Consider the following 10,822-nt stretch of genomic DNA (forward strand, 5'->3'; position numbering starts at 1 on the left):
TTAGATGTACTGTCTAAAACGCTTTTTTTTCTAGGTTAGAAATTATTCTTTCCACGTATCTGTTCGAAAGGAGGAGGCTGGCAATCCTGCTGTACTGAAAATACTAGCTTCTACTAAATTGTGAAAATTATATCTTACTGCAATAGGTTGCTTTACATTTTCAGAGCTTAGTAAAACGGCACCATTGGGATACCCTTTACGAATCATTTTAGCATCGGCTGGGTGAAATATTTTGTCTTCTCCAGCGATTTCAAAACCAGTTACTTTTTTACCAAAAGAAGAGATTCCGTTTGGAGCGTTTTCAAAAGTTACGGTTACTTTTTGTCCTTCTATACGCATTTCTTTAAAGGTCGGTCCTGAGAATTCTATACCGGCTATATTATAATCTTTTGCCAAAGCCCAAAAAGCGAGACGTTCTCCTACTTTTCTTTTTTCAGCTGGATGAATATACGTTGCATCTCCAATATCCATAGTGACCGCCATACCCGAGTTTTTTAAACTTTTCATGGTATTTAATTGTGCCTCTCTCAAAAAGGCTGAGTTGGCTTTTTTTCCATAATTATAAGGTGCAATTTGTACATAATAAAAAGGAAAGTCACCTTGATTCCATTGAGTTCTCCATGAAGTCACCATTGAGCTTATTAATTTTTGATATTCTGAGGCTTGGTTTTTGTTCGATTCTCCTTGATACCAGATAGCTCCCTTGATTGTATATCCAACAATTGGATGCAACATGGCATTGTATAATAAAGTAGGGGTTTGTTGTATTCCTTTTTTAGGAATTTCTGTGGGGAATTTTACCGATTTAAATTCTTTAAGAGTAGCGGCATCTGTCCAAGCTTCAGCTCTAGATCCGCCCCAAGAAGTAACAATAAGTCCTACAGGTACATCCACAGTACTCTGAATTTTATTTCCGAAAAAGTAGGCAGTAGCACTAAAATTCCCTACAGTTACAGTACTTGCTATTTTCCAATCACCATCAACAGTATCAATAGGTTCCAAGGTTTGGTTTCTCTCTATTTTAAAAACTCTTAGATTGTTGTTGTTTCCGTTTAGGATTGCATCTTGACTCCCAATTACAGGTTGGTTTAAAAAGCCTTTTACGGGCATTTCCATGTTGGATTGACCAGAGCAAAGCCAAACTTCTCCAATCATAATATCTTTGAGTTCAATAGCGTCAGATCCATTAATATCAATAGTATAAGGCCCACCTGCCTTAGGTGTTTGAATCTTTAAAGTCCATTCTCCATTTTTATCTGCTTTTATGGTTTCCGTTTCTCCCCAACTCGCAGTAATGGTGACTTTTTTCTTTGGTTTGTCCTTTCCCCAAAGTGAAACTTTTTCATTTTGTTGCAAAACCATATGGTCACTAAAAAATGAAGCAAGTTTTGTTTGACTGAAGGCAATTGTTTGAATTCCAATAAATAGGAATAAGACTGTTTTTTTAAGCATGTTTTTAGGTTAAAATTTAGCAATGCTAAATATATCCATTCTAAAAACAATCAACACTATTTGGATCATAAAAAAGACACTCAAATATATTCCAATTTGAATGTCTTTTTTTATCACTGAGATTAAATTTAGTTCATTTTTGACCAGGCAGTAAAGCCACCATCTAGGTTGGTCATATTTTTAAATCCGTTGTGGAGTAATATAAGTGAAGCTAAATAACCACGTAAACCTTTCGCACAATACAATACATATGCTTTGTTCGGATTTAACTCGTCGATTCTAGATCGCAAACTATCCAAAGGAATGTGAATTGTATTTGGATCAATCAATGCTGTGTTTTCAACTTCTTTCTCGGTACGTACATCAATAAGTTGGATGTTGTTTAAGGTCGAAATTTGATTTGGACCTATTTCTTTTAAAGCTGTCTTTTGAAAATTTTGTGCCACAAAACCAGCTACAATTACTGGATCCTTGGCAGGGGAGAACGGAGGTGCATACGCCAAGTCTAGTTGTGTTAAATCGTCCGTAGTTAACTTAGCGTAAATTGCCGTTGCAAGTACATCAACACGTTTGTCTACACCTTTCTCACCAATCAATTCAGCTCCTAGTAATATTTTAGATGTTTTGTCATAGTAAATTTCAATGAACATATCTTTTCCGATCCCCATAAATCCTGGATGAGAATTTGCGATGATCAAAGTCTTGTTGAAAGATATCTTTTTTCTTTGGAGTTCCGCTATTCCCATTCCCGTACGTGCAATGGTGTAATTGAACATTTTCATGATGGCGGTTCCGTATCCTCCTTTAAAGATTTCGTCAGATCCTGCGGCATTAGCTCCTGCAACACGACCCGCCTTATTGGAGTGTGTTCCCATAGGAAACCAAGCGGCTTCGTTTGTAAGACCATGTGGTAAGGCTGCACAATCACCTGCTGCATAAATGTTAGGAATGGAGGTTTCCATTTTGTCGTTGACTATTAAAGCGCCATTGGCAATAGTTTCTGCACCAATGCTTGTTAGCAATTGCGTATTCGGTCTTACTCCAATAGAGATGATTAAGTATGAAGTTTTCAAACTAGAAGTGTCACTTAATTCTAAGGTTCCATCTGAGGCAATTTGATTAATCTGAGTCTTTAATTTAACCTCAATACCATTTTCTTCTAAAACCTTTATTCCAAGTTTAGAAAATTTAGAGTTCCATGGTGTAAGTATTTGATCTGCTAATTCAACAACGGTTACATTTTTTCCCATTTTTCTAACGTTCTCCGCTGTCTCTAATCCAATCAATCCAGCTCCAACGACTGTGATATGGTCTGCATTCTTAAAAGCTTCCGAGGTGTTGATTCTGTCAAAGTCGGTTAAAGATTTGGCATGTGCCCAATTAGAAAAATTTTCTAAGCCAGGGATTCTAGGAGCAAATGCGCTTCCTCCAGTGGCAAAAATCAATTTATCATAAGAGTAATTCCCATGATCGGTTTTTACTTCCTGATTCTTTGCGTCGATATATGTTACCGGTTCATTCAAGTGCACATCGATATTAAAACGATTTTTGAGTAGTGCTGGTTTTACCACAAGGAGTTGATCTCTATCTTCAATTTCTCCAGAAATCGCATAAGGAATACCGCAGGTTGCATAACTGATATCTGCTGTTTTTTCAAATAAGATTATTTCTGCGTTTTCATCCGTTCTTCTCGCTTTTGCGGCTGCCGATGGTCCTGCGGATAATCCTCCGATTACAATAATTTTTTTCATGATATTTTATTTTGTAATTGTTGCCAAGCACCACCATTATACGCATCAAAACCTTGAGTTTTTAAAATTCCTTTTGCGTTTGCACTCCTGATTCCAGAAGCACAAACAGTAATAATAGCCTTGTTTTTGGGAAAGCTTTTGAGTTTAGAGGAGAGGGTTTGTAAAGGAATATTTTTGGAGTTTTTGATATGTCCAGATTTATATTCTTGTGGACTTCGCACATCAATAATCTGTGCTCCATTCTGTATTAGTTTTTTATAATCAGTATCCTTGATACCCAAAATGTTTTTTATGAATTGTAGCATAGTTTATAAAGAATTTACGTTCATCCAACTTCCGCCGTTTTCACAGGTAATTCCGTTGGCTTGAAGATATTGTGTAGCTTGTCCTGATCGATTTCCGCTTGCACAACAAAGTACAATAGGAGTTTCAAATTTTGAGAACTCTGTGATTCTAGTTGGGATTTGACTCAAAGGGATGTTGATACTTCCCGGTACGTTTGCTCCGTTGAATTCTCCTGTGGTTCTTACATCTATAACAGTCATAACTATTGATTTTAAAATTATTGTTTTGTTTAAATTGTAAAAGAAGTTCTAGTTTCTTTACATGATACAGCAAATTTAAAACGGAATAGTATTTCCTAAAGTAACCTGTGTTACATATACTATCGATATTTAGTTATAAAAAGATAATTAGGTATTTTATTTTCTGAATAGATATGCTTAGTCCATCACAAACTTGCAACCAAATGAAAATAAATTTGCTTTCAATCCCGTATTTCTCTCATACATATTGTATTTGAAATCCAAACTTTTCAACCCGAAATTCCAAATATGAGCTTTGGTAAAAACATCCGTATAATTCAAGCCTATACCATATTGCGTGGTTGTGAATTCGGATAAATCATAATCTGAGGTATAAAATTCTTGAGTTGATTGATGTGTTTCAAATCCCGCGAAATAATCCGCTGCGGTTTGAGTATAATATCGGAAGCTAGGGTAGAGGGTGAATTTGCTCATAAATTTTATAGGCAACTCGATGTAAGCAGTATTAGATGTGACACCCCAATTGTCTGTGTAAAATCTATAATAGGTACGCAAGACAAAAATTTCATTGATGTAATAATTGAATCTGGCGCCTAGAGGGATTTTAAAACGAGTATCTGGCAAGCGTTCAATATCATCTGCTAATTGAAAAACGTCTGTGTTTGTTTTAGAGGTGTAATTAGGGATATTGTCTTTATTCCCTACATAATAATTGGCTTTGTCTTTGAAGTAGACACGCTGCATAGGATTTGCCAACCAACCTTGTTGTTGTACGATGTCCATTGTAATAGAAAACTGTGCTCTTTTACTTATGATTTGAGAAAAGTTCAAGGAAGCAGAATAACTATGTCTTGCCTTGTTTTGGATTCGAGTAAAGTTTGGAGTCCAATTTTTATTTTCATATTCAGGATCATTAATGTCTTTGTCAATTTCAACTCCAGATTCGTCATATATTGGTAAACCCGCAAAAAAACCACCATTGAGATCTTGACCAGCCTCAAGGTAACTATCGAGTTCTGTTGGGTATTCGGGTAACCATTTGTCTAAATAGACCTGAGCACTAATACCGACTTCGGTGTTTTTATTATTAAAAAGTTTCGTCAATTGTCCACCAAATCCAAATGAGATATAATCCCATTCTGTTGCAAAGCTTGCATGAAATCCTGTAATAGTATTCCTGTCGTCTGAACTATGACTATAGGCACTAGAAACAGAAACCCAAGTATCTTGTCTAGAAGGACCGGATGAAGCCACCCAAGGACTCCCAGTAACGCTGGTTGGATCTAAAATAATATCGTCGTCATCATCGTCGTCGTCGCCACCTCCAGAAGCTCCTGAAGAGTCAAATGGATCAAGATTACTAGAAGATGCTGAAGTGTACGTTGAGATTCCTACATCAACCGTCAATACATCATCTGCATTCAAAGGCATTGAAATTACGATGCTGGGCGCAAAGTCTGTCAATTCTTCTGTACCAATACCCCCTGTAACCGAGGCGTTGTCTCCATCTTGAGTATAATAACTTGCAAGGAAATCAACCTCGGTCGATTCTAAGACACGTTTTTTATAATTTGAACTGTCATCCTTTGTTTGTTGCCCCACAGTTGTGAATAGCGTAAAAAGGAAACAAGAGAATGTTAAATATAGGTTTTTCATAGTTTCCATTTTTTAATTACAACCGCAACCACCACCAGATTTACCACCATTGGCACCAGAAGCACTCTCTCTATACACCTGAAAGTTGGTTTCATATCGATCAATAGGCCTTGAAGATAATTGCATATCCGGGTCGTTAAGACTTACTTTTTCATATTCTTTTACAGCCGTGCAGGAGCCTAAGAGCATTGTAATAAATAGTAGATAAAACAAGAGTTTCATAAGCTTAGTTTTTAGTAATGTCGTTAAATGATATATTGCGGGAGTTGTGAATTTTGTTTTCTGTATCGATAAAAACACACTCAACTCCCTTCAATTGATTTATAAAATCAAGACCGACTTCTATTCCCATAACAAATAGAGAAGTAGAAATAGCATCAGCTAATTCGGCACTTTTAGTAAAAACGGTAACACTTTGAATACCATAACTAGGGTAGCCAGTTCTAGGATCTATGATATGCGTATACTTGACACCTTCAAATTCTACAAATTTCTCATAGTTACCAGAGGTTACTACGGCCGAATTTTTAACGGGCATCCATGAAAATGCTTTTTTCTTATTGAGTGGGTTGGTAATAGCTACCAACCAATCCTTTCCATTGGTTTGTTGGCCCCAGGTATTCAAATCACCAGAGGCATTTATAATCCCTCCAGTTACCCCTTTTTTCTTTAAAAGTGCTTTTGCTTTGTCCGCGGCATATCCTTTTCCAACGGCTCCAAAACCAATTTTCATCCCTTTATTTTTTAAGAAAACGGACTTGTTATTTTTGTTTAAAATGATATGTTGGTAGTTTACTCTTGCCACAGAGTTTTTAATAGCAGTTTCTGATGGTTTTTCTGTCATGCTACCATCAAATTTCCAAATCTTATCCATAGAGGCATAACTAATGTCAAAGGCTCCTGAGGTTAATTTTGATATGGAAAGACAGCGTTCTATTAAAGAATATAATTCAGTAGAAACCACAACAGGTTGGATTCCTGCTTGCCTGTTGATTTTGCTTGTTTCTGAATTCTGATCCCATGAAGAGATGAGGCTTTCTATTCTTTTTATTTCATCTATGGCTAATTGAATGTATTGATCACCGCTAGCTTTGTCTTTGGCAACCACAGTGATGTCAAAACCGCTCCCCATCAAAACCAAAGATTTTTTGAAGTTTTGTTGCGCAGTTCCGGTGAATGCAACAATAAATAAGAGTACAATAAACTTTTTCATCTTAGTTGGTGAAAGCTTTTAAACTATTTAAATATTCTGTTGGATTCAATTTGTTGTAGCCTGTTTTTCCGAGTACTGTACCTTCAGAATCTAGCACAACCACCAAAGGGAAATGTCCATTTTGATTATAAGTGCTAGCGAGTGTGTTGTTTGCCTTTTGTTGCTCTTTACTCAACGCGTTTTTTTTCTTTCTAGGAAAGTCGGCTTCCAATAGGACAAAATCTTTATTGTAGTTGGATATAAAATATTCAGAAGCAAATATTTTTTGATCCAATTTCATGCAAGGAGCACACCAATCAGAGCCTTTGAATACAAGTAATATGTTTTTATTTTCTTCCTGCGCTATTTTTTTAGAAGCCTCAAAATCATGGTTCCATTTTTGCGCTTGTGAAGTGAAAGTCAAGCAGAATGTAAGACATAGAAAACAAATAATTCTTTTCATAGTTAAGTAGGTTGGTTATGGTACTAACGAATATAGTTAAATTTTAATATAAGTATAGACGATAAAAATGAACAACCTTAAGTATAGAGCAAAAAAAAGCTTGTCGTAATGACAAGCTTTTTGAGATCAATAAAAATATTGAGTAGCTAATTAAATTACTTTAACGTCTACTGCATTCATACCTTTTCTTCCTTCTTTTAAGTCAAACTCTACTGAGTCTCCTTCTCTTACCTCGTCAATTAATCCTGAGATGTGTACGAAGAACTCTTCGTTTGAATCTGTGTCTGTAATGAATCCAAATCCTTTTGATTCATTAAAAAACTTTACTGTACCGTTTTTCATTATAATATATTTTAAAAGGCAAATGTAGTGTTTATTATATACAAGCCTTGTTTTTTTTTACTTTATTTTTCTTAATTTTTATTTCTTAAACAATTAGGCCAATTTGAAATATCTTTTTCTAAACCAAAAAGATACGCGGACCAATAGAATAAGGGCAGGGACTTCAACCAAGGGACCAATCACACCCGCAAAAGCTTGTCCAGAATTCAATCCAAAAACGGCTATAGCAACTGCAATTGCCAATTCAAAGTTGTTTCCTGAAGCTGTAAAAGCAACAGATGCCGTCTCGCTATAGCTTGCACCCATGGATTTTATAATAAAGAATCCAATGATAAACATAGAAACAAAATAAATCAATAAAGGCACTGCGATGATCAATACATCCATTGGGATTTTTACAATCATCTCTCCTTTCAAACTAAACATCACTACAATCGTAAAAAGTAACGAGATTAGGGTAAGTGGTGAGATGGTTGGGATAAACTTTGTAGTATACCATTCTTCTCCCTTTGCTTTTACAAGAATAACTCTACTTAGAATCCCTAATAAAAATGGGATTCCTAAATAAATAGCGACACTCTCTGCAATCGTTTGAATAGAGATGTCTACAATAGCTCCTTCAAAACCTAAGTAGGGCGGAAGTACCGTAATAAACAACCATGCATAAAAACTATAAGCAAAAACCTGAAATATACTGTTGATTGCTACCAATCCGGCACCATATTCAGAGCTTCCATCTGCCAAATCATTCCAAACGAGAACCATAGCAATACATCGGGCAAGCCCAATTAATATCAAACCTACCATGTATTCTGGGTAATCATGTAAAAATGTCACTGCTAGCACAAACATCAAAATCGGTCCTAGAACCCAGTTTAAGAATATAGAGGTTCCTAAAACCTTTACGTTTTTAAATACCTTTGGTAATAAAGCATAATTCACTTTTGCTAATGGAGGGTACATCATCAATATCAATCCAATAGCAATTGGGATATTGGTAGTCCCGTTGCTCATAGAATTGATTGCTTTCGGAAAAGAAGGGATAAAATATCCAATTCCGACTCCAAGAATCATTGCTAAAAATATCCACAAGGTAAGGTTACTATCTAAAAAGCTAAGTTTTTTATTTTCTGACATGACTTAAAGTTTTGCTTGTTGAAAAACATACGATAATTCCGTTGCTATTTGAATACTGCGCTCCAAGTACTTTTCTGCTTGTTGTGGCGTATTGTCAAATGCTTTAGGATCTTCAAAAGTAATTGGGATTCTTTTTTCTGCACCTGCAATAAAAGGACAACCTGCGTCCGCACTAGAACAGGTTAAAATTGCAGCAAATTCAGATTGTGGATTGAATATATCATCAAAAGTTTTAGAAAAACCTATTACAGCTGCTTCGTTTGTTGCGTGTTTGATTGCGTACACTGGATTTTCAGCATCAGATAATTTTGCAATTTGGAACCCTTGGTTTTTCAAGGTTTGTGCAGCAACAGGAAAAAGAGCTGTCGCTTCAGTACCTCCAGAATAGCTATACACATTGTTGAAGCCGTAATAAGTCGCTAAGGCTTGTGCCCATACTTGTGAAAGATGGCTTCTTCTTGAATTGTGAGTACAAATAAAATTCAATCGAATGATTTCATTTTCAACTGCTTTTCCTTTGATGTATTCAATTAAAGGAAGCAAGACTTCTTTTCTTTCAGAAGAGATTACTGAAGTGTCTAAACTTTCAATAATCTCTGTGATTTTTATAAATTGTGTGTTCTTTGACATTTTTAATTATTTAGCAACAACCAGAACCTGGTGCGCAACTGTTAGCAGTACTCTGAGTTAATTGGGTTAATTCAACTTTTGGTTTTTCAGGGATATCGCATTTGTCCTTTGCCAAGCAATCCGTTAGGGTAGTGGTCAAAAGAAAGTTTTTCCCATCAAAATCAAGTCCATATTTTCCAATAGTTGTTCCTTGGTATTCTACTTCAATATTTAAATCTTCTATTCCTAAAAGTCTTTCAGATAATTCTATAATTGATACAAGCTTTTCTGGATGTAATCTATGGTTGTAGTCATCAGCTTCCCATAATTGAAAGTTTACTACTTCCTCTTTTCTAACGGTACCACCACAATCAATAAAATGCTTTGAAATTTTTCCAACTTCAGTAACATGAAAATGTTCTGGTACTAATTCTCCGTTTGGTAATTGAAATCCAATTTGTTCAAGATTTCCCAAGTGTGATTTGATTTCTGATAATCTCATAATTCTTATATTTAATATTATTTAACAACAGTTTGATGGGTTGGACGAAAATTCGAAAAAGGAAGCAAAGGTATTGCCAATTTGAGCCCAATTCTCTTGGTCTATACAATAGCAAACACTCGTTCCTTCAATATTTCCTTTGATAATTCCAGAGTTTTTTAATTCTTTCAGGTGCTGAGAAATCGTTGGTTGTGCCAAACCGATTTCTTGCACTAAATCACCACAAATGCAACTATCCATTTTTACAATATGTTGTAGTATGGCAATTCTAGCAGGATGTCCTAATACTTTTGCCAAGGCAGCGATTTGATTTTGTGCCTCTGTGAATTTTTCTGATTTTGTCAATCCCATATCTAAGTGTATTTATTCATTGCGATATTACGATGAATAATTGAGCTGACAAATTATATTTTAAAATTTAAGAATTTATTAAAGTTTGTTAAGACTGTCTAAGATGATCTCGCATCCTTTGAGAATCTCTTCATCTGAAATGGTAAGGGGTGGTGTAATTCGCACGGCACGACCTTCGTATAAAAGCCAGAATAAAAGCAGACCGTTTTGTAAACAATCTAGGATAACGCTTGTTGCCTTTTCATGATCTTCAAGCATCAAGGAAAGCATTAATCCGGTGCCTCTAATCTCTTTTATTTCAGAGTGTTGTAATTTTGATTTTATTAGTTTTCCTTTCCGGATGGCTTCTTGCATTAAGTCACTGTTAGTCACTTCAGTAAGAGTTGCTAAAGCGGCTGCAGCAATCACAGGATGACCTCCAAATGTGGTAATATGACCAAGTTTAGGTTGACGCTGTAACAAGTCCATTTTCTCTTTAGAGGCGATAAAAGCACCTATAGGCATTCCTCCACCAAGACCTTTCCCTGTGATAAAAATATCAGGTGTAACACCATACTTTTGAAAACCAAAAAGGTGTCCTGTACGTCCAATTCCAGATTGTATTTCATCTAAAATCAGTAAAGCTCCTACTTTTTTACACTGTGCTTTTACTTTGATAAGGTAGTCATCTTGTGGTAAAATACAGCCTGCACCGCCCTGAATGGTTTCCATAACAACGGCTGCAGTCTCTGTAGTGATTTTATCTAAATCCGGAAGATGATTGTATTTAATAAACTTTACACCCGGAAGCAAAGGTCTAAAGGCACTGTTTTGTTCTTCTGC

Annotated in this window: 14 protein-coding genes; all 14 read right to left on the reverse strand. The window is 35.7% G+C overall.

What is annotated here, in order from left to right:
* Positions 1-42 precede the first annotated feature (42 nt).
* Positions 43-1,452: a sialate O-acetylesterase gene (locus P8H68_RS02010; protein WP_300320970.1), complete on the reverse strand. Its 1,410-nt coding sequence runs from the start codon at positions 1,450-1,452 to the stop codon at positions 43-45.
* 128 nt (positions 1,453-1,580) lie between these two features.
* The gene (locus tag P8H68_RS02015; RefSeq protein WP_300320973.1) at positions 1,581-3,203 is read right to left on the reverse strand and encodes an FAD-dependent oxidoreductase; all 1,623 of its coding nucleotides are present in this window, start codon (positions 3,201-3,203) and stop codon (positions 1,581-1,583) included.
* On the reverse strand, positions 3,200-3,508 hold the full coding sequence (locus P8H68_RS02020) for a rhodanese-like domain-containing protein (protein ID WP_300320976.1): 309 nt from the start codon (positions 3,506-3,508) through the stop codon (positions 3,200-3,202). The genes P8H68_RS02015 and P8H68_RS02020 overlap by 4 nt, the downstream gene beginning before the upstream one ends.
* A 3-nt stretch (positions 3,509-3,511) precedes the next feature.
* Complete coding sequence (locus P8H68_RS02025; protein WP_300320979.1) at positions 3,512-3,748, reverse strand: rhodanese-like domain-containing protein; 237 nt, start codon at positions 3,746-3,748, stop codon at positions 3,512-3,514.
* A 177-nt stretch (positions 3,749-3,925) separates the two neighbouring features.
* Positions 3,926-5,404 (reverse strand): DUF3570 domain-containing protein, encoded by a 1,479-nt coding sequence (locus P8H68_RS02030; protein WP_300320982.1) that lies wholly within the window; start codon positions 5,402-5,404, stop codon positions 3,926-3,928.
* A 12-nt stretch (positions 5,405-5,416) separates the two neighbouring features.
* Positions 5,417-5,626: a DUF4266 domain-containing protein gene (locus tag P8H68_RS02035; protein ID WP_300320984.1), complete on the reverse strand. Its 210-nt coding sequence runs from the start codon at positions 5,624-5,626 to the stop codon at positions 5,417-5,419.
* 4 nt (positions 5,627-5,630) lie between these two features.
* Positions 5,631-6,617: an FAD:protein FMN transferase gene (locus P8H68_RS02040; protein WP_300320987.1), complete on the reverse strand. Its 987-nt coding sequence runs from the start codon at positions 6,615-6,617 to the stop codon at positions 5,631-5,633.
* Position 6,618: 1 nt separating this feature from the next.
* Complete coding sequence (locus tag P8H68_RS02045; protein WP_300320990.1) at positions 6,619-7,059, reverse strand: thioredoxin family protein; 441 nt, start codon at positions 7,057-7,059, stop codon at positions 6,619-6,621.
* A gap of 150 nt (positions 7,060-7,209) precedes the next feature.
* Positions 7,210-7,401, reverse strand: coding sequence for a cold-shock protein (locus tag P8H68_RS02050; protein ID WP_300320992.1), 192 nt, complete (start codon positions 7,399-7,401; stop codon positions 7,210-7,212).
* A 93-nt stretch (positions 7,402-7,494) separates the two neighbouring features.
* Positions 7,495-8,538 carry an ACR3 family arsenite efflux transporter gene (gene arsB / locus P8H68_RS02055; protein WP_300320994.1) on the reverse strand — a complete coding sequence of 348 codons (1,044 nt, stop codon included), beginning with the start codon at positions 8,536-8,538 and terminating at the stop codon, positions 7,495-7,497.
* A gap of 3 nt (positions 8,539-8,541) precedes the next feature.
* The gene (locus P8H68_RS02060) at positions 8,542-9,168 is read right to left on the reverse strand and encodes a protein-tyrosine-phosphatase (protein ID WP_300320996.1); all 627 of its coding nucleotides are present in this window, start codon (positions 9,166-9,168) and stop codon (positions 8,542-8,544) included.
* A gap of 10 nt (positions 9,169-9,178) precedes the next feature.
* The gene (locus P8H68_RS02065; protein WP_300320998.1) at positions 9,179-9,649 is read right to left on the reverse strand and encodes a DUF6428 family protein; all 471 of its coding nucleotides are present in this window, start codon (positions 9,647-9,649) and stop codon (positions 9,179-9,181) included.
* A gap of 21 nt (positions 9,650-9,670) precedes the next feature.
* The gene (locus P8H68_RS02070) at positions 9,671-10,000 is read right to left on the reverse strand and encodes a metalloregulator ArsR/SmtB family transcription factor (protein ID WP_300321002.1); all 330 of its coding nucleotides are present in this window, start codon (positions 9,998-10,000) and stop codon (positions 9,671-9,673) included.
* Positions 10,001-10,078: 78 nt separating this feature from the next.
* On the reverse strand, positions 10,079-10,822 hold a 744-nt coding region (locus tag P8H68_RS02075), incomplete at its 5' end, for an aminotransferase class III-fold pyridoxal phosphate-dependent enzyme (RefSeq protein ID WP_300321004.1).

Source organism: Flavicella sp. (assembly GCF_029238425.1).
Taxonomy (GTDB): Bacteria; Bacteroidota; Bacteroidia; order Flavobacteriales; family Flavobacteriaceae; genus Flavicella.

Bases quoted from the DNA above. Each gene is read 5' to 3' on its own strand.
- P8H68_RS02065 (WP_300320998.1), bottom strand. From the start codon at position 9,649: ATGAGATTATCAGAAATCAAATCACACTTGGGAAATCTTGAACAAATT.
- P8H68_RS02020 (WP_300320976.1), bottom strand. From the start codon at position 3,508: ATGCTACAATTCATAAAAAACATTTTGGGTATCAAGGATACTGATTAT.
- P8H68_RS02010 (WP_300320970.1), bottom strand. From the start codon at position 1,452: ATGCTTAAAAAAACAGTCTTATTCCTATTTATTGGAATTCAAACAATT.
- P8H68_RS02070 (WP_300321002.1), bottom strand. From the start codon at position 10,000: ATGGGATTGACAAAATCAGAAAAATTCACAGAGGCACAAAATCAAATC.
- P8H68_RS02045 (WP_300320990.1), bottom strand. From the start codon at position 7,059: ATGAAAAGAATTATTTGTTTTCTATGTCTTACATTCTGCTTGACTTTC.
- P8H68_RS02040 (WP_300320987.1), bottom strand. From the start codon at position 6,617: ATGAAAAAGTTTATTGTACTCTTATTTATTGTTGCATTCACCGGAACT.
- P8H68_RS02060 (WP_300320996.1), bottom strand. From the start codon at position 9,168: ATGTCAAAGAACACACAATTTATAAAAATCACAGAGATTATTGAAAGT.
- arsB (WP_300320994.1), bottom strand. From the start codon at position 8,538: ATGTCAGAAAATAAAAAACTTAGCTTTTTAGATAGTAACCTTACCTTG.
- P8H68_RS02015 (WP_300320973.1), bottom strand. From the start codon at position 3,203: ATGAAAAAAATTATTGTAATCGGAGGATTATCCGCAGGACCATCGGCA.
- P8H68_RS02035 (WP_300320984.1), bottom strand. From the start codon at position 5,626: ATGAAACTCTTGTTTTATCTACTATTTATTACAATGCTCTTAGGCTCC.
- P8H68_RS02050 (WP_300320992.1), bottom strand. From the start codon at position 7,401: ATGAAAAACGGTACAGTAAAGTTTTTTAATGAATCAAAAGGATTTGGA.
- P8H68_RS02030 (WP_300320982.1), bottom strand. From the start codon at position 5,404: ATGAAAAACCTATATTTAACATTCTCTTGTTTCCTTTTTACGCTATTC.
- P8H68_RS02025 (WP_300320979.1), bottom strand. From the start codon at position 3,748: ATGACTGTTATAGATGTAAGAACCACAGGAGAATTCAACGGAGCAAAC.